The following is a 24,519-nucleotide window of genomic DNA, read 5'->3' on the forward strand; positions in this document are numbered from 1 at the left end:
GTTCTTTCGTGATCACTCCTTTCTCTGTGCTTGGTTGACAGAAGATCCTTTGGCATGAGAATCTTCCGGATTAAATTTGTGATTTTTAGCGTGAAACGTGCCAAACAGATAAGGGCTGTATTTACAGTAGGTTGTGCGTCTAGGATTGAGGGTGTCGCGAAATGTCGCAAAAATATTTGTGATATTTCGCGATTAATGATAATCTGCGATATCTCGCAACCCTGGGGTGTGATTGTTTGAAGTTCTAATAATTGGGGGTATTTAATGTATAGAAATGACTTTTTTAAAGAAGTAACGTTGTTGATCTGCAGCAGTCTCGATATCCGGCAATCCCTGCAGCGATGCCTGACGTACATGCAGAAATTTTTCCCCCTGGATGAGGTCCTGGTTTCCCTTGCGGATCAGGATACGCAGCGGTGGCACCTTCTGGCCCATGCCGCCACGGACTTTTCCCCCTCGGCCACGGAGGCCGTTCCCCTCCCGCCTCATATTTATTCAGGATATCTGCAGGCGGTTCGCGGAAATACCAAGCTTATCGACGACACCGAACTTGATGCCTTTGCGCGCGCGTTCGAGCCCTATGTGAAAAACAAGGGATTTTCCGAGATCATTCTGCCGCTGAGGATTGAGGAACACGACCTCGGGCTGCTCGCTTTACGATCCAGAGGCAAGAACCGGTTCACTAAAGAGCATGTTGAGCTCATCACGTCTGTCCGTGAGCCTTTCGCCATCGCTACAGCCAATGCCATGAGGCACAAGAAATTGCTTGATCTTAAAAATCAGCTCGATCTGGATAATCACTTTCTGAAAAATGAGCTGAAGACCCAGGTCCGGAGTGACATCATTGGAGAGAACACCAGTCTGGCAAGGGTCATGAGGATGGCGAAGCAGGTGGCGGGTCTCACCACCACCGTCTTGCTGCTGGGGGAAACGGGGACCGGGAAGGAAGTCATCGCTAACGCGATCCACCGCTCGTCTCCCCGCAAAGACGGTCCTTTTATCAAGGTGAACTGCGGCGCCATTCCGGAGTCGTTGATCGACAGCGAGCTTTTTGGTCACGAGAAGGGTGCCTTCAGCGGGGCCGTGAGTCAAAAGCCAGGTCGATTCGAGCGAGCCCACGGAGGAACCATCTTTTTGGATGAGATTGGTGAACTCCCTCTACAGGCTCAGGTTCGCCTTTTACGAGTCCTGCAGAACAAGGAGATTGAGCGGGTCGGAGGGACGACGGCGATCCCTGTGGATATCCGCGTTATTGCCGCCACCCACCGTGATTTGCAGAAGATGGTTTCCGAAAATCTTTTTCGGGAGGATCTCTGGTTCAGACTGAATGCGTATCCTATCGTTATCCCTCCCGTGAGACATCGCCGCGGGGATATTCCTGCTCTACTTGAATATCTTGTCGAAGTTAAATCAAAGGAGTTGGGATTTCGTATCCCGCCTGAAATAGCCCCTGGTGCTATGGATTGTTTAACGAAATACCCTTGGCCGGGGAATGTAAGAGAAATGGAAAACGTGGTGGAAAGAGCTTTGATTCAGAATAAAGGACGGATTCTTTCCCGAGATCACTTTAATTTGTCGGAGCATTCCAACTGTTCATCCGATCGGTTAGGGGAGATGGGGCGCTGCTTGTTCCCGTGTCTGGCCAAGCTTTCGCAAGAGGAGGGAAAAAAATATGACCCACTACCTGAAACCACCAATTTGGAAGAGGTCGTGGGTCAACATATTAAGCGTGTGCTAAAAATGACGGGAGGGAAAGTCCATGGCCCGAACGGTGCGGCAGAATTGTTAGGAACGAATGCCAGCACTCTTCGTAGTCGGATGAAAAAGCTCGGGATTGTGGTCGATGGGAAGGTCAAACGGAATTCGACCTCCGTAGTTTCCGGTTAGCTTTTTGCAGTGGGGGGGTGCCTCTTACAACACCCCCATCAGCCTATCTCTCATAATACGTATACCCCGCCAAACTCCCCCGAAACTCCTCCAGCAACAACTGCCGCTCTGCTACCGTCAGCCGCCCCTGCCGCACCGCGGCCTCGGCGGTGCCGCGCAGCTGCTCAAACAGGAGCTGCGGATTGTATTCCACATAACTGAGTACATCGCCGATGCTGTCGCCGGGAATCTCTTTCATCACGTCGAAACTGCCGTCCTCATTGAGTCGCACACTCACCACGTGGGTGTCCCCGAAGAGGTTGTGCAGGTCGCCGAGGGTTTCCTGATAGGCCCCCATGAGGAAGACGCCGAGGTAGTATTCCTCCTCTTTTTTCAGCGGATGGACGGGGAGAATGCGGCTTTCGCCGCCAGCGACGATGAAGGCATCGAGCTTGCCGTCGCAGTCGCAGGTGAGGTCCGAGATAATGGCCTCGCGACGGGGCGCCTCCAGATGATGGTGCAGGGGGATGATGGGGAAGAGCTGGCCGATGGCCCAGGTGTCTGGCAGGGATTGAAAGACGCTGAAGTTGCCGTAGTAGATATCGGCCAGACTTTCACGCAGCCCCTCCAGACCCAGGGGCGTTTTGCCGGCCTCGATGATATGCTGGAGAATATTCTGAGCGATGGCCAGGAAGATATTCTCGCCCAGAGAGCGATCCCGCAGGCCGATCTGGCCATCCTTGTAAAGCTCCCGGATGCGGTCGCGACAGGAGAGCGCCTCGTTGTAGCGGTTGACCGGGTCCGCTGTCCTGTTCTCGTCACGCAGGGCGAAGAGCTGGTGCAGCAAAGGGTGGGCCCCGGCCGGCAGGGCGTCAGGCAGGGCGACGGCCTCGAAATGCATGACGTCGAGGATGTTGAAAAGGAGCATGGAGGCGTAGGCCACCGTGGCCCGACCCGATTCGGTGACGATATGCGGATGGGGGATGCCTTCCGCGTCCAGGGTCGCGCCGATGGTGCCGACGAGGGTGTCGCAGTAGTCATCGAGGGTGTAGTCGCGAGAATGGACATGACCGGAGCGGACGCCACTGTAGTCGACGGCCAGGCCGCCGCCGAGGTCGAGATAGCCCATGGCCGCCCCTTCTCGAACGAGATCGCTGTAGTAGCGGCAGGCCTCCAGTACGCCGGCGCGGATGTCGGCCAGGTGCGGGATCTGCGAGCCGAGATGGCAGTGCAGCAGCTGCAGACAGTCGAGCATCTGTTCCTGGCGGAGGGTGTCGACGACGGAGAGGAGCTGGGCGGTGCTCAGTCCGAAGCTGCTGCGGTCGCCGCTGGTCTCCGTCCACAGGCCGCCGACCTTGGCGGAAACCTTCACCCGGGCGCCGATGAGGGGACGGATTCCCAAGGCCTTGCTGCGCTCGATGAGCAGGGGAAGCTCGGAGGGGGATTCGATGACGAAAATGCAGCGGTAGCCCAGCTTGTCGGCCCAGAGACCGAGGTCGATAAACTCGCGATCCTTGTAGCCGTTAAGGATCAGCAGCCCCCCCTCGCGCAGGGATGCCAGCGCCAGTACCAGCTCCGCCTTGCTCCCGGCCTCCAGGCCGTGGCCGTAGGGCGCACCGAAGCGGACGATCTCTTCGATCACCTGACACTGCTGGTTGACCTTGACGGGGAAGACCCCCCGGTACTCGCCCCGGTAGCCGGCCCGGCCAATGGCGGCGCGAAAGGTCTCGTTGAGGAAGGCGATGCGGGCGTCGAGCAGGTTTTCGATGCGCAGCAGCACGGGCATGGCGTGGCCGCGCTCTTCGATACCGGCGACAATATCCATGAGGGGGACCGCGACCTTTTTGTCCTGGAAGCGGGCGTTGACCACCACATTCCCCTGCTCGTTGAGATCGAAGTGGCCAGCTCCCCATTCGCGGATGCCATAGAGGGCGGCGGAAGCCTCAAGAGTCCAGTTCTGCGCAAGTTTTCGGTTCATCGTCGGCTGCTCCCGGAAAATGGAATCCCCTGAAATAACAATCGGTCTGCTCAGCCCAAAGGCGAAAGCCGCGGCGATGGTATCGCCGCCGCGGCCCGGCCACTATTGCTTTGACCTATGTGCCCGGTCTAAGGGGCGATGTTCTCGCGGGCGAAGGTCGGCAGCATGAAGGCGCCGAGGTGCAGGTCTTCGTTGTAGTACTTGGTATAGAAGCCGCGCTTGGCGGCGCGCTCGCGGTTGAAATCCTGCACCGGGTGGTACTTCTTGCTGGCGAAGGCGAAGCTCCAGAAGCCGCTGGGATAGGTGGGAATGAAGGCCTGGTACATCTCCACGATTGGGAAGACGTTGCGCAGGTTGGCATACATGTTCTTCTGAATCTCGGCGTGGTAGAAGGGGGACTCGCTCTGGGCCACCATGATGCCGTCCTCTTTGAGGGCGCCGAAGACCAGGCGGTAGAAGTCCTCTTCAAAGAGACCGACGGCCGGGCCGATAGGATCGGTGGAGTCGACCATGATCACGTCGAATTCATTCTGGTGGTCGCGGATATAGGCCAGGCCGTCATCCACGTGCAGCTTGACGCGGGGGTTGCTGCCGTCGATCTCGCAGGCCATGGAGGGCAGCAGTTCGATGGACTTGTCGATAACCAGACCGTCAATTTCGCACAATACCGCCTGCTCGACTCCCTGGTGTTTCATGATTTCCCGGATGGTGCCGCCGTCGCCGCCGCCGATAACCAAAACCTTTTTCGGGTTCGGGTGGGTGAAGAGGGCGGGGTGGGTGATCATGTCGTGATAGACGAATTCATCGCGCTCGGTCACCATGACCAGGCCGTCCAGGAGCATCATCTTGCCGTATTCCAGGGTTTCGATGATGTCCAGCTGCTGAAATTCGCTCTTGCCGGAGAAGAGGGTTTTGGTGGCCTTCATGGTGATGCCGACGTTTTCCGAGTGTTTTTCCGTGTACCACAGGTCCATAAGTTCCATCCTTTCAAGACGAAAGAAGCAGCCTTCCGGCCTCTTCAGGTGAGAATTGAATCAGCTATTAAATTTAACAGCCGCACAGAATATGGCAAATCTTCCCCTTTGCCTAGCCCCTTTTGTGCATGGCTCATCATTTTTTGCAGTTTTTAAGGCGGCTCAATTGACATTGCCGGGGATTTCCGATTTACTACCGTTTATTCCCAAACATCCCGAAAGGACATACAAAAATGGTCGGTTTGGAAAGGATTGGATTTGTCGGGGCCGGCAATATGGCCGAGGCGTTTATCAAGGGATTGCTGAACGGTGGTTTTCCCGCAGCCGGGATAGTTATCTCCGAGCCCGACCCCAACCGCTGCCGTCTGATCCAGGAGCGTTACCAGGTCCAGGTGGCCGAAGACAATCGCACCCTGGTGGAACAATGCGAGCTGATCGTGCTGGCTGTGAAGCCGCAGGTCGTTGGTGCGGTTCTGGACGAAATCCGTCCCGTCTTTGCGCAGGATAAACTTCTCGTCAGCATCCTGGCCGGCATCTCCACGACCTCGCTTGAACAGGGGCTCGACCACAGTCCTCGGGTGATCCGAGCCATGCCCAATACACCCGCCCTGGTCGGGTTTGGGGCTTCCGCCTTGTGTGCCGGCCGCCATGCCACGGCGCAGGATCGATCTCTGGCCGGTCGGTTGTTTGAGTCGGTGGGTATCGTGCAGTGGGTCAGTGAAGGACAGATGGATGCGGTGACGGGCCTGTCCGGTTCGGGGCCGGCCTTCGTCTTCACGTTTATCGAGGCCCTGACTGCCGGCGGTGTGCAGCAGGGCTTGAACCGCGATGTGGCCCACGCCCTGGCGGTGCAGACCGTTCAGGGCGCCGCCCAGTTGGTGCAGGAGAGTGCCGACCATCCAGCCGTGTTGCGAGACCGGGTCTGCTCCCCGGGAGGCACGACCATCGCCGGTATGGCCGCTCTTGAGAAGGGCGGGCTGCGGTCGGTCGTCATGGATGCGGTTGCGGCGGCCGCCCAGCGCTCACAGGAATTGGGCAAAAAATAGAGCGGAACGAGGAAGGGGCCGATCGAAAGATCGGCCCCTTCCTCGTCAAAGGATCCGGTGGGATAGGATTAACCGCAGGTTCCCGGCTTGGCTGAGTCGAGAGAGTATTTGTCCAGATAGTCTTTCAGGTTTTCCAGATCCTTCTTGGAGAGCTTGTTGAAAACTTCGGGCTTGGCTGCATGCTTGTCGCGGTCAAAGAAGCGGTTCCACTGTGCCTTGGTTTTGTCGCCGGGAGACACTTTCACGGAATCACTATTATTGTCATGACAGCTCATGCAGTTGTCCTTGAACAGCGCCTTGCCTTTTCTCCAGTTACCGGCATGGGCCGAGGGAGCCGCCAGAGAAAAGGCGACCAAAAGGGTGACGAGAACAGACAGTCTTTTCATAATGTTCCTCCTGGGTTGGGATATGGTTAGATAAAGTTTATGAGCAGATGTTGACTGCTTTTATGGATATGCTCAGCATTTTGCGTGCCAATAAAAATAGACATATATGGAACCCTTTTGATTGCAGGCATAGATGACCTTTGTTCGTGAAAAGACCGGCTTTGCAGTCAAATAGCCAGAGGTTGTGCGGCCCGGCAGGAAGATTTGTCCGAAAAGCTGTGCAGGTGGCCTGAAGGAGGAAACATTAGTGTGTCGACCAAACTGTGTCACAAGCAGGATGTAAGGGAGGAAAGCTCTGTCTAAATCCGCCTCCTGATAAATTCCATAAAAATATATATGACAAATCTGTCACCGACAGCCTTTAAGTCCTGCCTGGGCGCCTCAACAGGGATTCACTGTTACGGGTTGAATAACTTGGCACTCCCCTTGCTATTGTCCAGGCTAAGCAGTCCTTTGCTGTCAGTAATTTGTCAATATCCCGCCGAGGAATTGTTTTTAAACACGGCCCGCGACCGGGTGCACAGGTCATTGCGTTACGAAAAGCCTGAATGCTTTTTGCCATACTCATTTTCAGGGAGGCTCAAGAATGGCTCAGCCAGCCAAAAACGTCCGTACCATCCGGCGCAAGCTCCTGCGCGTCGCCCTTTTTTTCACCGTTGTTTCCCTGGCAACCATTGCTACCAGTTACTACTTTTTTTATCGCTCCCATACGGCCCTGTTGAGCGTGGCCAACGAGCAGGTTGAGAAGCTCAGTATTGTTGACCAGCTGAGCCAGGAGTTGGCCCTGATGCGGGGCAGTGAAAAGGATTTTCTGCTGGCGTCGGCCCGGGGCGACGAAAACGCCATGGAACAGTACAGCGATGCCCTATACGTCCGGGTAGAAGCCGTTCCGTCCCTGCTCGGGCAGCTTAAAACACTGTCCGAGGGAAATATCGAGATAAGCCGATCCGTATCCCAGCTGGAGGCGATTCAGGCCGACCTGCTCAGTAATCTCGATATTCTCGCCGATTCCTTGTTCGAGGGCGCCACCCTGGAAGAGGCTGACCCGGCCATCAAGGCGTTCGCCATGAACCTGCGCGAGTTCTCCAATGTGCTGCCCGTGATGAAAAAGGCCGTTCTCAAGGATGTGGCCCGCGGGAAAACCTCCGGTGCCTGGTCGCTTTCCATGTGGGCGATCCCTGTTGTCGGCCTGGTGCTGGTGGTGATAGGACTTTTCGCGGCTTCAGTGGTCGGCAAACGTATTACGGCATCCTTTGAAAAGTTCAAGGCCGGTGTTGCCAATCTTTCCGAAGGGAATTTTGAAGAAATTGAGGTTGACACCCACGATGAACTGGCCGAGGTGGCCACACTGTTCAATGAGTCTCTGCATAAGCTGCAGGACTCTATCATTACCGAAAGCGAGCGGGAAGAGACACAGAACAACCTTATCGGCTTTCTCGAGGTCGTCAGCGAAGCGGCTGACGGTGACCTCACCGTAAAGGCACCGGTTACCGCCGATGCCTTCGGCTCTATCGCGGACGCCTACAACCTGATGGTTGACAGCCTGGCAGAGCAGATGGCCGATACGCGCCGGAAGGCGGAAGAGGTCGGTCGCGAATCCCAGCATCTGCTGGAAATCTTCCGGACCATGGAAACCGGCGCTGAAAAGCAGGCGTCTCAGGTTCAGGAAGCCACGGACTTCGTTAACGAAACCTCTTCCACGACGCTGGAGATCTCGAATAAAGCCACCCTGGCGCAGGAAACCTCAGCTCTGGTGGATCAGGTTACCGAACAGGGTAACAGCTTGGTTATGCAGAACATTGAGGGGATGCAGCTGATCCGCGTCACCGTGCAGGTCATCAACAAAAAGATGAAATCCCTGTCCGAAAGGCTGCTGGAAATCGGCACCATCTCCCAGCTCATCTCCGAGGTTGCCACCCGGACGACCATTCTGGCCATGAACGCTTCTATCGAAGCGGCACGCGCTGGGGAACAGGGGCGTGGCTTCCTGGTTATTTCCGATGAAATCAAGCGCCTGGCCGACAAGTCGGCCGAGGCCACCAAGCAGATTACCGGCATCATCAAGGCGATTCAGACCGAGGCGGGCGAAGTCACCGCTTCGCTGGAAGAAGAAACCCGCACAGTTGAAGGGCAGACCAAGCTGGCCCAGGATACAGGCGATGCCTTCACTGAAATTCAGAAGGCCATCGGTGACTCCAAGCAGGTTGTTACCGAGATCTTTGACCTGTCCCAGAAACAGCAGCACCTGACCAACGAGGCGGTGCTTTCCATGAAGGAAGTTTCGGTGATCTCCAAGCAGGCCATGTCCATGGTGAAGGATTCCGCTCGTATCTCGGATGGCCTCCATGACATGTCCGAAACTCTGCTGAGTTCTCTTTCTCAATTCATTTTGCCGGGTGAGGAAGATGATCTGCTGCAGCAGGGCGTGTCTTTTGATCTTTCCGGGGAGGCCTCGGTCGAAGGGGAGACGATGCCAGCAGAAGAGATCGAAGAGGATCTGGTGGCTCTGGAGGATGAAATATTCGATACGGAGCTGGACATCAAAATGGCCTGATGCTCCCACCGAAGTCTTCACTGAACGCAAAAAAGCCAGGKTAACACCCTGGCTTTTTTGCGTCTGGCCTTTTGGAAGAATAGGGATTAGGTTCGGTTGCTGCGCTGTGTATTGCGGCGCACGACTTCCAGCAGGGATTCCTCTTCAAAGGGCTTGATCAGGTAGTCCGAGGCGCCGAGAGAGTAGGCCTTGTCCTGATGCTGTTTGCCGGCGCGGGAGGTGAGTACGGCGACAGGGATGGTCTCGAGCACACCGCGACGGCCCAGTTCACCAAGCAATTCGTAGCCGTGCATGATGGGCATTTCAAGGTCGGTGATAATGAAGTCGACCTGGTGTTCATCCAGGACGTTGAGGGCGTCCATGCCGTTGTTGGCGGTGAGAACCTCGATATCATGAGCTTCGAGGAGCATGGAGGCGTACTTACGCACGCTGAGGGAGTCGTCGACGATCAGCACTCGTGGCGCCCGGTTTTCGTCCGCGAAGGCAGCGGTTTCTTCCGGGAGGAAAGATTGCTCCGCAGAGGCGAGCAGACGGGTGGGGTTGATAACCAGGCGCAGCGTCCCGTCACCGGAGATGCTGCTGCCTGAAAAGAAAGGCATCTCGCGGAGCATAGAATCGAACGGCTTGATGACGGTGTCTTCCTGACTGATGATCTCTTCTACCAGCAGACTGGTTTTGACGCCTGAAGCCTGAGTGACGATGGCGAAACGCAAAGGGGCCGTGCTGCCGGTTCGCGGCAGGCCGAAAAAACCGTTCAGGTCGACCAGGGGGAGTTTGCTTCCACGCACTTCGAGATATTCGGGGATATCGTCGCCGGCGGGCAGGTCGACAATTTCGGATACGAGGGTCGATGGAATGACAAAGCGCTGCTCGCCAACCCGAAACTGGATGACGTTGACGATGACCAGCGACAGCGGCAGGGTCAGGCGCATGGTCGTGCCCTGACCTTGAATCGTGTCGATGTCGATGGTGCCGTTGAGGGAGGCCAGTCGGTCCATGACCACGTTCATACCGACCCCCCGGCCCGAAGTTGAGTCGGTCGTCTCGGTGGTGCTGAAGCCGGGCCGGAAGATCATGTCGATCAACTCCTGCTCGGACACCTCCTGGTCCGGCCTGATAAAACCCTTTTCAGCGGCCCGTTTGCGGACCTTGTCGAACTGGATGCCCCGACCATCGTCACGCACTTCTATTTCGACGGTATTGCCAAGTCTCTTGGCCGACAGCCAGATGGTTCCGACGGCGGGTTTCCCCAGTTTTCCTCGATCTTCGGGCGTTTCGAAACCGTGGGCGACGGCATTGCGCACGATATGGAGCAGCGGATCGTAAAGACCGTCGTAAACGGCGCGGTCGATGAGAGTCTCGCCGCCGGAAACAATCAGTTCCAAGGGTTTGCCGGTCTGTTTGGACAGCTCACGCACCGAGCGGGTAAAGCGCTGGAAAAGATTGGAGGCCTGGATCGTTCGGGCTTCCGAAATCCGCTCCTTCATATCGACGGTCATGCGGTCAAGCTGGTCGATTTCCGTGGTGAAGCCGCTGAAGAAATCGGCCATGGTCCGCAAGGCTTCATTGATGTCGTTGGTGATTTCCTGCAGGGTGCGGGCGAAAAGATTGAGCTCGTCGTAACGGTCGAATTCGAGTTCGTGAAACTCCGCCAGCATGGAATCGCTTGTTTTCGCCTGTTCGGGCAGGGCATAGGCGAAGCGTTCGGAAAAATTGCTGACTTCACGCAACAGGCGAGAACCGGCAAATTCGACTTCTTCCCTGATTTTTTCGATAACGCCGAGTTCGTTGATCATGTGGGTTTTGGAGACGGTGATCTCGCCGAGAATCTCCATCATGGACTCAATTTTTTCCGCCGCCACTTTGATGATACCGCCCGAAACTACGCCCGAATCATCGTCCCGGCGGGAGCCGACGCGACGCTCGGTGCCTGAATAGGCGGAACCCTGATCTGTTGTGGGCGATGTCGGTTTCGGTACGGTCTGAACCTGCACCCTTTCCGTTTGGGCCTGCTCCGCCGCCTGCTTTTCGGCAAACTCGAGCTGTTGGTCGACTTCCTCCAGGAAGCCGGTCGGTTCGGTGTTCCCCTCGCCGGCGAGACGGATGAGTTCGCGGATCTGGTCCAGAGCGAAAAGCAGGGCGTCGGCTTTCGCCCTGGTCGCGACGCTGCGGCCGTCACGGATCCCCTCAAGGGTATCCTCCAGGCGGTGGGACACAGCGGCGACGGCCTTAAGCTTCATCAGGCCAGCCGAACCCTTGATCGTATGTGCCGAGCGGAAGAGCCGGTCGATATCCTCGGAATGGACGGCCGGATTCTTCTCCATCTGCAGCAGGCCTTCCTCGAGAATGGCCAGATGCTCCTCCGCCTCTTCATAGAATAGCTGCAGAGCGCTTTCCTGAATGCTGGCCATCAGGCTGCTCCTATTTTGAATTTCTGAATGAAGGTGGAAGGCTGGATCGCCTCACCCTGTATTTCCATGGAGAGGTTCGGCATACTTTCGGCGATGAACCCCAGTTTCTCGGTTCCGGAGATGGCGATGACCAGGTGCCGGTCGGTGGACCCGGCACTCCGGCGTCCGTGGAGTCGTCCCAGGTGGATGACCGGAACAACAGACCCCCGCAGATTGGCCAACCCCTGGATATAGTCGGGGGCGAGGGGCAATCGCGTGAGGGGAGGCATGGGCGAGATCTCCAGCATGTTTTCCATCGGCAGATAATATTCGACGCCCGCCACCGAAAAATGGCAGCAGGCGAATCCTCGCAGTGCGACACGTGTGGAGTTTTCGTCGTCCAGATCAAGACCCATGTCCTCCGGGCGGACTTCAGAAGCTGGGATTTCTGGCTGCGGGTCAGAGGCAAGAACGTCCGGGAGTGGGTCAGAAGTGAGGGCGACCGGGAGATCTGTCGCTATTGGCAGCAATGGCTCCACGGGGGTGACCAGGGGTGAAGGTTCTTCGCTGGCTTGGGTCGGAACGACAGAAAAGCTCGGGCGCCTGGTGGCGACTTCGGCTTCCCGCAGGGCCTGATCGACCTCATCCGCGGCGCCGATTCTTTCCGGTTCATCGCTGCCAGTCAGGCGTACCTGCTCCTGCAGTATCCTAAAGGCGAGACCAAGGGCTTTGACCTCCGGCGCTGAGGGGATGTTGCCGGACAGGTTGAGGGCCTCCAGGGCTTCTTCCAGACGACGGGCGATGGTGGCGGTTTCCGTCAGTTTGACGAGCCCCGCCGTCCCTTTGATGGTGTGGGCTGAACGGAAGGCGGGCTCGAGCAGGTCTTGGCTGCTGTCGCCGATCTTGCCGAGCGATTGTAGGCATTTCTCTATGTTGCCGAGATTTTCCTGGGCCTCCTCCAGGAAAACGGGCAGGAGTGTACTGCGCATATCTGCCATCAGATGCCAGTCCTATGCATATTTTCTCTGCAGCAGGCCCACCTTGGTGAGCGTGTAGCAGATCCGTTTCGTTTCGAGAGGGGTAAGACCGCTCTTTTCGATGAGCTGACGCAAGGTCTTCTTGCCGTCGATGATAGAGAAGAAAGTCAATTCCTTTTCTGTCAGGTTGATCGATTCCAGTGCGTCCTCGTTGGTAATGAGGCGGACAAGGACGACACTTTCGTCCTTGAACTCCGTCTGGGCCAGCTGCTTTTCGTCGAGCAGGCGCAGCCCTTCCATCAGGACATTCATCAGGGGCAACCGGAAAGTAATGTCCTGCAGGTTGACTGGCAGCGCATCTTTTTCAAGGAAGAAATTGCCCGAAGTTACCTCCAGAATGGCGTTGAACGCTTCCTGGGCATGTCGTTTAAGGTATTCCATCAATTCATCGTTGGTGATATGGCCACGCTCGACCAGTACCCGTCCGACGGGGAGGTTCTTGGAACGCGCTTCATCAATAACGCCCTGCAGGGCCTTCTTGCTGCATTTGAGGCGCCCATCCCGGCACATGAGATCGGTGAGGAACTTGTGAGTTCCTTTACGGCTGACGGTCGAAAAGACGAATAGACCGTTCTCCAGAAATATTTCTCCGAACACATCCCGGGAAAAGATAGACAGTCTGCCCGACAGGCGCGAGTTATGGATAAAGTTGAGCACGTCAGGCAGGGAGAGGTGGGATAGATCACCGGAAAGCACGAGTGTTTCGCTTTTAACCAATCCCGTTTCCCGCAAGGTGTCGGCCATGACATTCTTCATGAGCAGAGGGAAGTCTTTCTGGAAGTATTGGCGCAGCAGCTTGTCCAGCGCGTCTTGTACTTCGACGGCGATGGACTGGCCCGTGGCCCCCGCGGGAGCTTCCGCACCGGCCTTAGCGGCTTTGGCCGCCGGAGCTGGGGGGGCAGCCTGGGGAGCGTTGGCCGCAACCTGCGATGCTGGTGCCTTTTCCTTTGCCGGCACGCTGGTCGGGGGAGCTTCTTCCGCTTGAACCTCCGGCTCTCCAGCCAGAACCTGCTCGAGTTTGGCGATAAGATCGTCAGGCTCAAAGGGTTTGGTGAAGTAATGGAGAACACCGAATGATTCCTCAAAAGCTTGGCCGACCACCTCCCCCTTCGAAGAAATCAAAATGATGGGGATATCCTTCATCTTGGGGTCGGAGCGCAGGGTCTTGCAGAACATGTGTCCGTTCATGCGGGGCATGACGAAATCGACCAGAATGGCTGACGGCGAAATTTCCCTGGCGACCTCCAGCCCTTTGTCTCCATCCTCAGCCGTATAGATCTTGTAGCCCTGCTGGGAAAGAATCAGTTCGATAAGACGTCTGACGGTGGGAGAATCATCCACGACGAGAATGCGCTTGGCTTCATTGCTCATAGTAAATCCCGGAGTTAAATAGCGGTTTAATCCGCGTTGCACCCTTATAGGGGGTGAGGACCGTATTCAGGAGGAGGACTTTCCCGGTCTCGCTAGGTCAACCCCAGCAAGACCGGGAAAGCGCAGGTCATTACTTTCTTAAAATGTCCATCGCCTTGGCGAGAGAGACCTTCATGCGCTTAAAGGCATCAGCCAGCGCCTTGATCTCGTCGTTGGACTTGACCTCGAACTCACGATCCATTTTGCCTCGACTGATGTCCTCGGCGACAGCCACGATGTTTTCGATGGGGCGCACGACGCTACTGACGATGATGCGGTCAACGGCGATCAGGGCTAGCAGGAAGAAGAGGCTGAAGCCGCCGGCAAAATAGGCCAGTTTTTTCTTGGCTTGGGCCAGGGCGACATCGGTGGGAACATAGACGATACGGGCGCCGACCACATCGCCCAGAGTGTAGCCGTAGCCGGAGCGGGTTCCGTATTGTTCAACCATTTTGGGGTGTGCTACCTCAGGGGTGTCGTGACACCAGATACAGTTCTGCCCGGCAGACATGGGGGTAGCCACGGCGTAGTATTCCTTGCCGTCGCGTTCTACAAAACCACGCCAGGACTCCATTTCGCCGGTCTCGAATTTCTTTATGGTTTGCTCTTCCCATTCGTTGGCCAAATTCTCTGGATTGAGGGGGTTGGGTGAGGCGATGCGGTAAATGTATTCGGGATACTGGTCCTGAACCGTTTTGGCGATGGTGGTGAGCATGAAAATGCCGACCGTCGCCTCAGGGAAATAGGTTTCGGGCAGGTATTCGAGCACCTTGGGGCGAATAGCGCTGCCCAGGTAGGCGGCCGAACTGCTCATGGCCGCGGAGAAGATCTCGGTTTTTTCATTGGACTCGCGAATGGTGTCCTGCCGCAGCACATAATAGCCGCCGCCGACTGCCAGGCTCAGGGAAATGACGTAGACTATGGCGAGAATGGCCATGATCCTTTTACGGATGGTCAGGTTTCTGAACATGTGAAAACCTCCTTCGATTCTGGCAGATCAGAATATCGAATGAATTTGGTGAAAGGATTCTGCTTACTTGTGGTGCCGAGACAAAAAGGCCTTTCGCTGCCCTTCGGGGATCTCGTCTTCCAGTTCGGCCAGAAAGTTGGCATACGCCTTCAGGCTCATGCCCGACCCTTTGACATATCCGACGCCCGACAGGGCATTGTCGGCCATGACCGTTCCCAGGGGGCCGACCAGATCGATGAAATCGTTAATGGTGGCCTGCACCTGCTCAGAAGTGATGGGGCCATTGTCACCGTCGCCTGCTGCTGGCTTCGGTTCGGGTCTGGCCGGTGCCGGGGCCGGAGGCGCGGTGACTGCCCCGCCCTGGGCCAAAGCGAAAAGTCGATCGTTCAAGGGTTCATCGAGTTTTTTTCGGGCAGGCACGCCCTCGATGAAGTTGGCCTGCAGAGCCTGCTTGTCCGCTATGTAGTCGAGCGTTTCGTCAGGTCCCAGCGTTCCCAGGGAGATATACACGGCGGCACCGCTATCGATGGAGATTTTGCACAGATGCTGCGCTCCGGCAAATTTCACCACCAGCTGGCCCGTATCCCGCCCCGACAGGAACTTGCTCAGTATCGCCGCTAGATTCACTTAGTCCCTCCCAGATGTTTTTTGATGGCCAGCAGAATGTCGACGGGCTCATAGGGCTTGGTGATGTATTCGTCGGCGCCTTGCTTTTTGCCCCAGAATTTATCGCTGTCCCCTGATTTCGACGTAGTGATAATGATGGGGATCTTGCTGAACTTGGGATCTTTTTTAAGATCTCGGCAGACCTGAAAGCCGTTCTTGTTCGGCATGACAACGTCCAGAATGATCAGGTCAACGGGTTGTGTGCGGGCTTTTTCCTCGGCCTCCTTGCCGTCTCTGGCAAGGATGATTTCGTGAGAGGTGCCCTTGAGGGTTTCCTGCAGAAAAGCGAGTTCGGTGGGGCTGTCGTCAGCGATCAAGATCTTTGCCATTGTGAATTTGCCTCCTGTTGAGTTTTGAAAATCCATAGGATGTTGAATCAGGCCGACGCCAAGGTGAGGCGTCGATATTCTGTCTTCTTAAAAGAAAATTTCCCCTTCCTGGCGAAGTGAATGCAAAAAATAGTCCTTTATTTCCCTGGCCAGGGTTTTTTGCGATTTTGACCTTCTTTGAGGCCACCGGCGGCTGAGCAGGGTGTGCATTTTGTTGACGGCGGACGGTCGAGGTCTGTTGCACATGAGGTCTGTTCTCCCCATAGGAGCGCAATATGGTGGACTTTTTTTGGTTTACCTGTCCGGATTGTTTCGAATTTTCGGCGAATAATAACAGGATTTGGCCAATGTGTAGGAAGGCAGGCCGCGGGGGTTTGTAAAGTCAAAAATATGACGTGTAACGCGTCGCCGGAGCGGCGATTGTGTGCCATCGAATGTGTCCGTCATGTCACGGAACATGCCGTTATTTTACTTAGATGGAACCACCCAGGATCGCAGCGGAAGTTCAGGATGGCACAATTTCAGGGTGAGGATTCGCGAGCTTTTTCGTCAGACGCGGTTTCGGAGATGACGTTCGAGCTGCCGGGCTCCCAGCGAGAGAGAGAGAGTCAGCAGGAGATACATGAGGGTAATGGTAATCCATACCTCCAGGGTAAGGTAGGTCGTGGCCATCAGTTCGCTGCCCTGAAAAGTCAGCTCCTGGATGGAGATGACGGACACGATGGCCGAGTCCTTAACCGTGGAGATGAACTGTCCGGCCAAAGGCGGCAGCATCCGCTGGAAGGCCTGAGGGAGCACGATATCCTGCAGCTGCTGGCGATAGGAGAGACCGAGAGCCCGGGCCGCATCCCATTGCCCTCTTTCAATGGACTGGATGCCGGAACGGACGATTTCGGTGATGTAAGCGCCTTCGATCAGGGCCAGCGTCAGGGTGGCGGACAGAAATTGCTCGAGAAATTCAGGCGGGGCCAACAGGATGCCGACCCAGCGGGAAATCCTGGGGTGCTCGCCGAGAAAAGCCGGGAGGCCACTGAACAGGGGGGTGACCTGGCTGCTCAGAAAGAAGTAGAAAAGAAAAATCATGACCAGCGGCGGCAGATTGCGCACCAGGCCGACATAGGTCTGCCCCACCAGACGTTTGAACAGGCTGGGGCTGGTTCGAAACAGACCCATAGTCAGGCCGAGGAGCAGGGCCAGCAGCATGGACCAGACGCTCAGTCGGAGGGTCGTGAAGAGACCTTCCAGCAGCAGGCCGGGTACCCACTGTCGGGAGGCCTCGTCAAATCGCAGCAGATACTGGGGGATGACGGCCCAGTTCCAGCGATAGTCGAGGCTGTTGTGAATCCTGAAGATCAGGGTGACGGCGAGGGCCGCCACCCCGGCCAGCAGGACGATATCCAGCCTCTTGATCTTGGGGGACGGCCCCGGCAAGTAGGTCATAAGGAATACACTTCAAGGGCCGGTTCCCGGCCGGGAAAAAGGAGTGATGCTATTGAATCAGAGCCTCCCACTGGCGGCTTTCGAACCAGTATTGCCGCTTCTGCTCCAGCCACCCCTCTGCTTCGACGACGCGAATCCAGCTGTCGAGGTAGTTGAGAAAATCCACGTCGCCTTTGCGGATGGCAAAGCCGATGGGTTCCCGGGTGAAGGTGTCGGGTAGGGGCAGAAAGAGTTTGTCGGCATGCTTCAGAGCCAGAAAAGCCGGGGTGGGCTTGGAGGTCACGAAAGCATGGGCCCGACCGTTCAGCAGCTCCTGTATGGCCTGGGATTCATCATCGAACAGGCGCAGGGTCGCCTTGGGTATGAAGGTCTTGGCGGCCGTCGCCGCAGTCGTGCCGATGCGGGCGACGATGACGACATCCTCCCGGTCGAAATCCGCGAGGGCGTCGAAGCCGGCCGCTTTTCCCCGATGCGCGACCAGCGACATCCCCGAATAGTCATAGGGGATGGAAAAATTCACCTTGATGCTGCGATCAGGCCGAATCCCCATGCCGCCGATGATGATGTCGAACTTGCCGGTAAGCAGCGCCGGAATGATGCCCGACCATTTCGTCGGTACAAATTCCGCCTTGACCCCCATGTCCTGGGCCAGCCGGGTGGCGACGTCGATTTCAAAGCCGATCAGGCTGCCGGTCTTGTCCTTCATGGCCCAGGGCACGAAGGTCGACATGCCGACGCGCAGCGTGCCTTTGCGAAGAGCCTGTTCCAGCGTGCTTTTTTCCACCAGCTCCTGGCGGAGGTCGGCGGCCCCGGAACCGCTGGCCAAAGCGATTCCCGCCAGCAGGACGGCGAGGATTGTGAACAAGGGTCTGAATCGGTACATAACGGCCTCCTGATAAAAAAGGATTGGGTTCAGAGAACCTGTTGCAGAAAGTGGCGACTTCTTTCTTCGCGGGGGGCAGAGAAAAACCGGGCCGCCGGCGCTACTTCAACCAGGCGGCCATGGTCGAGCAAGACGACCCGGTCGCCGATTTCCCGGGCAAAACCCATCTCATGGGTCACGACCACCATGGTCATCCCCTCCCTGGCCAGGGAGCGCATGACTTCAAGAACCTCGCCGATCATTTCGGGGTCCAGCGCGCTGGTGGCCTCATCGAAGAGCATCACTTTCGGGTGCAGGGCCAGGGCGCGGGCGATGGCGACCCTTTGCTGCTGACCGCCGCTGAGTTGGGAGGGATAGGCCTGCGCTTTTTCGCTCAGATTGACTTTGCCGAGAAGTTCCATGGTCAGAGTCGTGGCCTGCCGACGGTTTTTTTTGCGTACCCGCATCTGGGCCAGGTTGATGTTCTCCAGCACGGTCAGGTGCGGAAAAAGGTTGAAGGACTGAAAGACCATGCCAACCTCCTGCCGGATCTTCAGCCGATTCCGCGGATTTTCGTCCAGCGGAATGCCATCGATGACAATGGAGCCGCCGTCCCTTTCTTCCAGACCGTTGAGGCAGCGCAGCAGGGTGGATTTGCCCGAACCGGACGGCCCGACCACGACCACGACCTCCCGCTCGCGGATGGTCAGGGAAAAGCGGCTGAGGGCCTGCACCCGGTTGGGAAAGGTCTTGCTGATGTCGGTGATGACGACCATGTCCTGGCCCAGGGTTTTTGCGTTCATGCCGCTCCTTCTTTCAGGTGGTTTTCCAGTCCTTTGACCAGCGCCGCCAGGGACAGGGTGACCACCAGATAGATGGCCGCTACGGTGAACCAGATCTCGAAGGTCAGAAAGGTCTCGGCGACAATCGCCTGGCCCTGCATGGTGAGGTCGTAAATGGCGATGGTGCTGACAAGGGCCGAGTCCTTCACCAGCGAGATGGCTTGACTGGTCAGGGGGGGGAGGATGCGGCGGAAGGCCTGGGGCAGAATGACACTGCGGTAGGTGTCCAGGCGTCCCAACCCCAGGCTGTGAGCCGCCTCCCATTGCCCCCGGTGTATGGAGACGATCCCCGCCCGGATAATTTCCGAAGCGTAGGCCCCCTCGAAAGCGCTCAGAGCCAGCACGGCGGCGGTGACGCGGCCCAGATCCAAAATGGGGGAAAGGACGAAATAGACGAAAAAGAGCTGGATGAGCAGGGGCGTGTTGCGGATGGTTTCCAGATACAGCCGGGCCAGCAGACCCGCCACGGCGGAAGAGGAAATCCGGGCCAGGGCTGTCAGCAGGGCGATCACGAACGCCAGCACCAGGCTGATGCCGACGATTTCAAACGTGACGCCCAGACCCTTCAGCAGCGGTCCCCACGTAAAGACGCCATCTTCCCAGGTGAAGAGATAGCGCGGCACCCGGTACCACTGCCAGTGATAGCCGAGGTTTCGGGCGCCGTGAAGGAGGAGCCAGATAAGGCTGGCGCCGAGCAGCAGAAACTTGACCCAGGCAAAGGCGGGTGACCTCTTCAGGCGAAAGAGAATGGGCCGCATCGGAATAGAAGGTGTCTTGCGCATAAGAAATCGGGCCTGCCTGATGGCAACAGGTTAGCAGTTAAAGAGTAGCATGGCCGGGGCGATCCGCTAAGTTCCATCCTGCGCAGCCTTCTCTTGGTTGATCTTTTCGTAGAGGGCGATCTGTTCGGCCATGCTCAGTTTCTTGCGGCAGCCGCCGCTGCGCAGGCACAGGCGGCAGCGGTCGTCGGAGCACCACTGGCACATTTTGCAGTCGGGGCAGGGGTGTTTTTTGTCCATGACGCCTCCCTCGGCGGGTTCTGCTTTCAGTTTACCCGGGCAGGATGGATTCTGGCAAGCGGTCAAAATCCGGGTAGAGACGTCGTCGCTGACGCAGCAGGTACCAGGCCTCCAGGGCTTCGGCCAGCAGGAGCAAGGCGATGGCTTGGGCTACTCCCGGCCAGGGCAGGTGGACAAGCAGGCTCAGCCCCCAGCAGACGAGCAGAAATAGGGCCTTGTAGATGGTGGAGCGGCCGAGCAGCGCGGTGCGGTGGGCGCCGGCGAAAAAACCGCGCAGCAGGTTCGCGGCGCCGTACAGCAGGGGGAAGGCGGTGCAGGCAGCCATGGGCCAGCTGATGTAAGCCCGCATGCCCCCTTCGATACCCATAAGCTGTCCCAGGATCAAGTGATTGAGGGGGAAGGCCGTCAGCAGCATGACCAGCCCCATGCCGCCACCCGTCCAGAGAAAAAACCGGACGAGGCTTTGATAATCGTGACGGTCGCGCACCAGGGTCAGATAGGCCTGCTGCAGATTGCGCATGGGCCCGGCCAGCAGGAAAATAAAGCCGCGGATGACGCCGAAGGAGGCCAGAGCCAGTTCGCCATCGGGCAGTCGGCCGATAATCGCGTTGATCTGCAGGGGGATGGTCTGCTGCAGACAGGAGGAATAGGCCAGAGGGAAGGCGTAGCGCAGAATCTCGCCCGGTGTCTTTTCTTCTTCCCCGGTAGCGGGCAGCCGCCAGCGCCAGGCGAAAAAGCCCATGAACGCCGTCTCGACCACGATGCAGCCGAGCAGGGCGACGGCGCCCAGTTCCGGGCCGCTGAACCAGGGGGCACCGAGAGTCAGCAGGGCGAAGAGGGCCACCACCCTCACACCGGTGGCAAAAGAAACCAGGGCGGTGCGCCGGGCCCGGATCACCAGCCCCTGGAAGAGGCCACGAAAACCGGTGAAAAACGGGAGAAAGACGAGAATGGCCAGCACCTCGCGGGCGCCGCTGGCCACCTTGCCGCTGACGCCGAGGACGCCGCCGAGCAGGAAGTCTCCCACCGGGGTGAAGGCGAGCAGGGCCAGCAGCACCGAGACCAGGCAGGCTACCAGGGTCACGAAGAGGGTGGTGCCGATCAGCGACTTTCGGCCCCGCACCATGGCGATGGTGATGGTGTGGTTCTGGTAGGAGGGAGAGGCGACGAAGAGGTGCAGCACCATGGCCACGGAGAAGGCCGCCAGGGCGGTGACGAAGTCGTCAAGCCGGGCCAGGGCACCATTGATGATGGAGTGGGACACGCTCATCAACTGCACGTTGAGGAGCAGGGGGAAGAAAAAGAGGGCGATTTCCTTCTGCGACAGGGCTCGGGAAGGGGTCAAGGCCTGCACCCCGGAAAGAGGCGCGCCAGGTCGGCCGGCGTCCGGGCGATGAAGTCGAAGGGGTTGCCGTCGGTGATGCCGAATCCCCAGGAGCAGAAGCATGTTCTGGTGCCGGCGCTCTGGCCGGAGATAAGGTCGGTGCGGTGGTCCCCGATCATGACGGCGCTGGCCGGGGACGAGCCCAGCTCAGCCAGGGCCTGTCTTACCGGGGCCGGATGGGGTTTTTTCTGCGTACAGCTGTCGCCGCCGATGACGGTGCCGAAATAGGGGCGCAGGTTCAGGCCGCGCAGGACTTCTTCGGCCATGTCGAGGGGCTTGTTGGTGACGACCCCCATGGGGGTTCCCTGCAGGCTGTCCAGAAAGGCGGGTATGCCGGCATAGGGACGGGTGTGGTCGAGGAGATGGCGGCGGTAGCGGTCGAGAAAATTCTGCAGGAGATCGCCGGTAAAGGTGGCGGCGGGCAGTGCCCTTTGGACCAGCATGGTGGCGCCGTCGCCGACATAACTTTTGACCGTGGCGAGCGACAGAGGAGAAAGGCCAAGCTCACCTCGCAGGCCGTTGATGGCAGTCGTCAAATCCTGCAGTGAGTCGACCAGGGTGCCGTCCAGATCAAAAAGATAGGTCGTGAGCTCAGCCAAAAAGACCTGCCTTGTTCAACAGGATGACCAGCACCGCCAAGGGCGCCACGTAGCGGATCATGAAGTGCCAGAGGGGGTAGACCCAGCCGGCGCCGCCGGCAACCAGCTCTTCCTTTTCCTCGCTGCCGCTCCAGAACCAGCCGACATAGATGGAAATAAGCAGACCGCTGATGGGCAGCAGATAGTTGGAGGCGATGAGGTCGGCCGCGTCGAAGAAGGCCAGATCGCCCAGCGGGGTCCAGTCGCCAAGAGCATTGTAGGAGAGGGCCGACGGCAGGCCGACGACGAAAGCGAGGCCAGCCAGAAAAGTGGTGGCCCGCTTGCGCCCCCAGCCCTTCTCGTCAATGAGAAAGGCCACCTGGGATTCGAGCAGGGAAATGTTGCTGGTCAGGGCGGCAAAGGCCAGCAGCAGGAAGAAAAGGATAGCGAGGATAAAACCGCCGGGGATCTGGGAAAAGACCACCGGAATCGTCTTGAAGATGAGGCCGGGGCCGGCGGCCGGCGCCATGCCGACGGCAAAGACGATGGGAAAGATGGCCAGACCCGCCATGAGGGCGATGCCAGTGTCGAGCAGGGCGATGCGCAGGCTGGAGGCAAAGAGGTCCTCGTTCTTGGCCATGTAGGAGCCATAGGTGATCATGGCCGCCATCCCCAGCGAGAGGGTGAAGAAGGAGTGCCCCAGGGCTTCAAGAATGGAGGCCCCCGTCAGCTTGCTGAAATCGGGCTCAAACATGAAGGCCAGGCCTTCGCGGGCGCCGGGGCTGAACATGCCGTTCATGAAGAGCAGAAAAAGCAGAAAAAGCAGCACGGGCATGAGGATCTTGCTCCACCGCTCGATGCCTTTCTGGACGCCGCCGATGACGATGCCCAGGCACATGGCCATGAAGAGGAAATGCCAGAGGATCTGGCGCGGCCCATTGGCAAGCAGACCTCCGAACATCCCTTCAATCTCCTCCGGCGAGACCCCGGCGAAGCTCCCCATGACGGAGCGGAAGACGTAATCCAGCGTCCAGCCGGCCACCACTGAATAGTAGGAGCAGATGATAAAGGCTGCTCCCACGCTGACCCAACCGGCCACCTGCCAGAAAGAGCGGGCCCCTTCGAGCTGGCGGAAGGCGCCGACAGCGTCCTTGCGGGTATGGCGACCGATCATGAACTCGGCCATCATGATGGGCAGGCCGACCATGGCGATGCAGACCAGGTAGACGAGGACAAAGGCGCCGCCGCCGTTTTCACCGGCGATGTAGGGGAACTTCCAGATATTGCCGAGACCGACGGCGCTGCCGGCGGCGGCCAGAATGAAACCCAGACGGCTGGCCCACTGGGCCCTGGGGGCTTTGGCGTGTGACATTCTAACGGTACTCTCTTTCTCCAAAAATAGCCGTGCCGATACGCACCAGGGTAGCGCCTTCCTCCACGGCTACCTCAAAATCATGGCTCATGCCCATGGACAATTCCGTCATGCTCACGTTGGGCAGGTTCAGTGCGGCAATACGTTCCGACAGGTGGCGCAGCTGACTGAAGTACGGCCGCACATCCTGGGGATTATCACAGTAGGGGGGCAGGGTCATCAGGCCGCGCAGGCGCACGTGGGGGAGGGCGGCCAGGCGGCGGGCCAGCTCCTCGGTGGCATCGGCGGTGGCGCCGGACTTGGACGCTTCCTCGGCCAGATTGACCTGGAGGAGGATATCCACCGTCTCACCGATTTTCTGCCACTGGCGGTTGATCTCTTCGGCGAGGGACAGGCGATCGACGGAGTGGATCATGCTGACCTTGCCGCGCAGGTATTTGACTTTGTTCGACTGCAGATGCCCGATGAAATGCCAGGTGACCGGCAGTTTCACCTCTTCGCGCTTGTCCGTGAACTCCTGGACGTAGCTCTCGCCGAAGAGCTGCTGGCCGGCCCGAGCCGCCTCTTCGATCTGACCGGCCGGCTTGGTCTTGGAGACGGCCACCAGCCTGACCTGATCCGGGTCGCGGCCGCGGCGCCGGCAAGCCGCGTCAATACGGGTCAGGATATTCTGGATATTGTTCTGGATCGTCATGGTGTCCCTCGCCGTGGGAGGCAGGCTCAGCAGGGAATCAGGAGGCGGACGGTGAAGTCGCTGTTGCGGGCAGGTCGGCGAAGAGGCGAAGGGCGCCGATACGTTCGAGCGCCTCGACCACTTCACACAGGGGCAGCCCGACCACATTGGTATAGCTCCCCTCGATCCCCAGGATCATAAAGGCCCCAATCCCCTGGATGGCGTAAGCTCCCGCTTTATCAAAGGGTTCGGAAGTGGCAATGTACCCTGCAATCTCCTGCTCTGTCAACTCCTTGAACTTCACCCGGGTAGAGACCACGCCGGAGACGAATGTCCGCTGCCGGCGGTCATAAATAGCATAGGAGGAGAGGACGCGGTGGCTGCGGCCGGAGAGGGAGCGCAGCATCGTCGCCGCCTCCCCGGCGTCTACGGGCTTGCCGAGCAGGGTATCGTCTCTCAGAACGACGGTATCGCTCCCCAGAAACCAGCGCCCGCTCACGGCGGGGCGGGAGGCGACCTCCAGTGCTTTTTCGCGGGCCAGGCGCAGCACATGCTCTTCCGGCGTTTCGCCGGGGCATTCCTTCTCATCCACCGTGCTGGGTATAGCCGTAAAAGGAATGGACAGGGACGCGAGCAGTTCGCGCCGGCGCGGCGAGGCCGACGCCAGAACGATGCCTTCCGGAGCGAAAGGCGCCAGGGAAGAGTCGAGGGTGGGCATGATGATAAGTCTCCTGCCGTAAAAG

At 58.2% G+C, this 24,519-nt stretch carries 22 protein-coding genes; 3 read left to right on the forward strand and 19 right to left on the reverse strand.

Annotated elements, in window-relative coordinates; translation table 11 throughout:
• Positions 1–264: 264 nt before the first annotated feature.
• A complete protein-coding gene (locus MJO47_RS05850) occupies positions 265–1,887 on the forward strand; it encodes a sigma 54-interacting transcriptional regulator (protein WP_253960178.1) in 1,623 nt (540 codons plus the stop codon).
• Positions 1,888–1,930: 43 nt separating this feature from the next.
• On the opposite strand, the gene speA is transcribed toward MJO47_RS05850, so the two are convergent.
• Positions 1,931–3,844: a biosynthetic arginine decarboxylase gene (gene speA / locus MJO47_RS05855; protein ID WP_253960179.1), complete on the reverse strand. Its 1,914-nt coding sequence runs from the start codon at positions 3,842–3,844 to the stop codon at positions 1,931–1,933.
• A gap of 128 nt (positions 3,845–3,972) precedes the next feature.
• Positions 3,973–4,818: a polyamine aminopropyltransferase gene (speE, locus tag MJO47_RS05860; protein WP_253960180.1), complete on the reverse strand. Its 846-nt coding sequence runs from the start codon at positions 4,816–4,818 to the stop codon at positions 3,973–3,975.
• A 233-nt stretch (positions 4,819–5,051) separates the two neighbouring features.
• Here speE and proC point away from each other — a divergent pair, with 233 nt between their 5' ends.
• Positions 5,052–5,864 (forward strand): pyrroline-5-carboxylate reductase, encoded by an 813-nt coding sequence (gene proC, locus MJO47_RS05865; protein ID WP_253960181.1) that lies wholly within the window; start codon positions 5,052–5,054, stop codon positions 5,862–5,864.
• A 68-nt stretch (positions 5,865–5,932) separates the two neighbouring features.
• Here proC and MJO47_RS05870 read toward each other — a convergent pair whose 3' ends face one another.
• Positions 5,933–6,250, reverse strand: coding sequence for a cytochrome c (locus MJO47_RS05870; RefSeq protein WP_253960182.1), 318 nt, complete (start codon positions 6,248–6,250; stop codon positions 5,933–5,935).
• A gap of 586 nt (positions 6,251–6,836) precedes the next feature.
• Here MJO47_RS05870 and MJO47_RS05875 point away from each other — a divergent pair.
• Entirely contained in the window at positions 6,837–8,804 is a 1,968-nt protein-coding gene (locus MJO47_RS05875) for a methyl-accepting chemotaxis protein (protein WP_253960183.1), read from the forward strand.
• Positions 8,805–8,890: 86 nt separating this feature from the next.
• Here the strand turns inward: MJO47_RS05875 and MJO47_RS05880 are convergent, their stop codons facing one another.
• The 16 genes from MJO47_RS05880 to MJO47_RS05955 all read right to left on the reverse strand — a co-directional run bounded on the left by MJO47_RS05880 (position 8,891) and on the right by MJO47_RS05955 (position 24,494).
• Positions 8,891–11,215, reverse strand: a complete 2,325-nt coding sequence (locus tag MJO47_RS05880; RefSeq protein ID WP_253960184.1) for a hybrid sensor histidine kinase/response regulator — start codon at positions 11,213–11,215, stop codon at positions 8,891–8,893.
• On the reverse strand, positions 11,215–12,183 hold the full coding sequence (locus MJO47_RS05885; RefSeq protein ID WP_253960185.1) for a chemotaxis protein CheW: 969 nt from the start codon (positions 12,181–12,183) through the stop codon (positions 11,215–11,217). Before MJO47_RS05885 ends, MJO47_RS05880 begins: the two co-directional genes overlap by 1 nt.
• 21 nt (positions 12,184–12,204) lie before the next feature.
• The gene (locus MJO47_RS05890; RefSeq protein ID WP_253960186.1) at positions 12,205–13,602 is read right to left on the reverse strand and encodes a DUF4388 domain-containing protein; all 1,398 of its coding nucleotides are present in this window, start codon (positions 13,600–13,602) and stop codon (positions 12,205–12,207) included.
• 130 nt (positions 13,603–13,732) lie between these two features.
• Positions 13,733–14,611, reverse strand: coding sequence for a DUF3365 domain-containing protein (locus tag MJO47_RS05895; protein ID WP_253960187.1), 879 nt, complete (start codon positions 14,609–14,611; stop codon positions 13,733–13,735).
• Positions 14,612–14,674: 63 nt separating this feature from the next.
• Positions 14,675–15,238, reverse strand: coding sequence for a hypothetical protein (locus MJO47_RS05900; RefSeq protein ID WP_253960188.1), 564 nt, complete (start codon positions 15,236–15,238; stop codon positions 14,675–14,677).
• A complete protein-coding gene (locus tag MJO47_RS05905) occupies positions 15,235–15,606 on the reverse strand; it encodes a PleD family two-component system response regulator (RefSeq protein WP_253960189.1) in 372 nt (123 codons plus the stop codon). The genes MJO47_RS05900 and MJO47_RS05905 overlap by 4 nt, the downstream gene beginning before the upstream one ends.
• Positions 15,607–16,155: 549 nt before the next feature.
• A complete protein-coding gene (locus MJO47_RS05910) occupies positions 16,156–17,046 on the reverse strand; it encodes an amino acid ABC transporter permease (protein WP_253960190.1) in 891 nt (296 codons plus the stop codon).
• 49 nt (positions 17,047–17,095) lie between these two features.
• Positions 17,096–17,929: a transporter substrate-binding domain-containing protein gene (locus MJO47_RS05915; protein ID WP_253960191.1), complete on the reverse strand. Its 834-nt coding sequence runs from the start codon at positions 17,927–17,929 to the stop codon at positions 17,096–17,098.
• A gap of 29 nt (positions 17,930–17,958) precedes the next feature.
• Positions 17,959–18,684 carry an amino acid ABC transporter ATP-binding protein gene (locus MJO47_RS05920; protein WP_253960542.1) on the reverse strand — a complete coding sequence of 242 codons (726 nt, stop codon included), beginning with the start codon at positions 18,682–18,684 and terminating at the stop codon, positions 17,959–17,961.
• 23 nt (positions 18,685–18,707) lie between these two features.
• Positions 18,708–19,532, reverse strand: coding sequence for an amino acid ABC transporter permease (locus MJO47_RS05925; protein WP_253960192.1), 825 nt, complete (start codon positions 19,530–19,532; stop codon positions 18,708–18,710).
• A gap of 66 nt (positions 19,533–19,598) precedes the next feature.
• Positions 19,599–19,769: a hypothetical protein gene (locus MJO47_RS05930; RefSeq protein WP_253960193.1), complete on the reverse strand. Its 171-nt coding sequence runs from the start codon at positions 19,767–19,769 to the stop codon at positions 19,599–19,601.
• A 31-nt stretch (positions 19,770–19,800) separates the two neighbouring features.
• Complete coding sequence (locus MJO47_RS05935) at positions 19,801–21,114, reverse strand: hypothetical protein (protein WP_253960194.1); 1,314 nt, start codon at positions 21,112–21,114, stop codon at positions 19,801–19,803.
• On the reverse strand, positions 21,111–21,752 hold the full coding sequence (locus MJO47_RS05940) for an HAD family hydrolase (protein ID WP_253960195.1): 642 nt from the start codon (positions 21,750–21,752) through the stop codon (positions 21,111–21,113). Before MJO47_RS05940 ends, MJO47_RS05935 begins: the two co-directional genes overlap by 4 nt.
• Entirely contained in the window at positions 21,745–23,103 is a 1,359-nt protein-coding gene (locus MJO47_RS05945) for a sodium-dependent transporter (protein WP_253960196.1), read from the reverse strand. Before MJO47_RS05945 ends, MJO47_RS05940 begins: the two co-directional genes overlap by 8 nt.
• A gap of 1 nt (position 23,104) precedes the next feature.
• Positions 23,105–23,797 (reverse strand): YggS family pyridoxal phosphate-dependent enzyme, encoded by a 693-nt coding sequence (locus MJO47_RS05950; RefSeq protein ID WP_253960197.1) that lies wholly within the window; start codon positions 23,795–23,797, stop codon positions 23,105–23,107.
• A gap of 37 nt (positions 23,798–23,834) precedes the next feature.
• On the reverse strand, positions 23,835–24,494 hold the full coding sequence (locus tag MJO47_RS05955; protein ID WP_253960198.1) for a nucleoside triphosphate pyrophosphatase: 660 nt from the start codon (positions 24,492–24,494) through the stop codon (positions 23,835–23,837).
• Positions 24,495–24,519: the final 25 nt, after the last annotated feature.

The sequence above is a fragment of the Desulfuromonas sp. KJ2020 genome, from assembly GCF_024197615.1.
GTDB lineage: Bacteria > Desulfobacterota > Desulfuromonadia > Desulfuromonadales > SZUA-540 > SZUA-540.

Bases quoted from the DNA above. Each gene is read 5' to 3' on its own strand.
- MJO47_RS05945 (WP_253960196.1), bottom strand. From the start codon at position 23,103: ATGTCACACGCCAAAGCCCCCAGGGCCCAGTGGGCCAGCCGTCTGGGT.
- MJO47_RS05955 (WP_253960198.1), bottom strand. From the start codon at position 24,494: ATGCCCACCCTCGACTCTTCCCTGGCGCCTTTCGCTCCGGAAGGCATC.
- MJO47_RS05915 (WP_253960191.1), bottom strand. From the start codon at position 17,929: ATGTACCGATTCAGACCCTTGTTCACAATCCTCGCCGTCCTGCTGGCG.
- MJO47_RS05920 (WP_253960542.1), bottom strand. From the start codon at position 18,684: ATGGTCGTCATCACCGACATCAGCAAGACCTTTCCCAACCGGGTGCAG.
- MJO47_RS05890 (WP_253960186.1), bottom strand. From the start codon at position 13,602: ATGAGCAATGAAGCCAAGCGCATTCTCGTCGTGGATGATTCTCCCACC.
- MJO47_RS05905 (WP_253960189.1), bottom strand. From the start codon at position 15,606: ATGGCAAAGATCTTGATCGCTGACGACAGCCCCACCGAACTCGCTTTT.
- MJO47_RS05875 (WP_253960183.1), top strand. From the start codon at position 6,837: ATGGCTCAGCCAGCCAAAAACGTCCGTACCATCCGGCGCAAGCTCCTG.
- proC (WP_253960181.1), top strand. From the start codon at position 5,052: ATGGTCGGTTTGGAAAGGATTGGATTTGTCGGGGCCGGCAATATGGCC.
- speE (WP_253960180.1), bottom strand. From the start codon at position 4,818: ATGGACCTGTGGTACACGGAAAAACACTCGGAAAACGTCGGCATCACC.
- MJO47_RS05895 (WP_253960187.1), bottom strand. From the start codon at position 14,611: ATGTTCAGAAACCTGACCATCCGTAAAAGGATCATGGCCATTCTCGCC.
- MJO47_RS05930 (WP_253960193.1), bottom strand. From the start codon at position 19,769: ATGGACAAAAAACACCCCTGCCCCGACTGCAAAATGTGCCAGTGGTGC.
- MJO47_RS05880 (WP_253960184.1), bottom strand. From the start codon at position 11,215: ATGGCCAGCATTCAGGAAAGCGCTCTGCAGCTATTCTATGAAGAGGCG.
- MJO47_RS05950 (WP_253960197.1), bottom strand. From the start codon at position 23,797: ATGACGATCCAGAACAATATCCAGAATATCCTGACCCGTATTGACGCG.
- speA (WP_253960179.1), bottom strand. From the start codon at position 3,844: ATGAACCGAAAACTTGCGCAGAACTGGACTCTTGAGGCTTCCGCCGCC.
- MJO47_RS05910 (WP_253960190.1), bottom strand. From the start codon at position 17,046: ATGACCTACTTGCCGGGGCCGTCCCCCAAGATCAAGAGGCTGGATATC.
- MJO47_RS05870 (WP_253960182.1), bottom strand. From the start codon at position 6,250: ATGAAAAGACTGTCTGTTCTCGTCACCCTTTTGGTCGCCTTTTCTCTG.
- MJO47_RS05885 (WP_253960185.1), bottom strand. From the start codon at position 12,183: ATGCGCAGTACACTCCTGCCCGTTTTCCTGGAGGAGGCCCAGGAAAAT.
- MJO47_RS05925 (WP_253960192.1), bottom strand. From the start codon at position 19,532: ATGCGCAAGACACCTTCTATTCCGATGCGGCCCATTCTCTTTCGCCTG.
- MJO47_RS05850 (WP_253960178.1), top strand. From the start codon at position 265: ATGTATAGAAATGACTTTTTTAAAGAAGTAACGTTGTTGATCTGCAGC.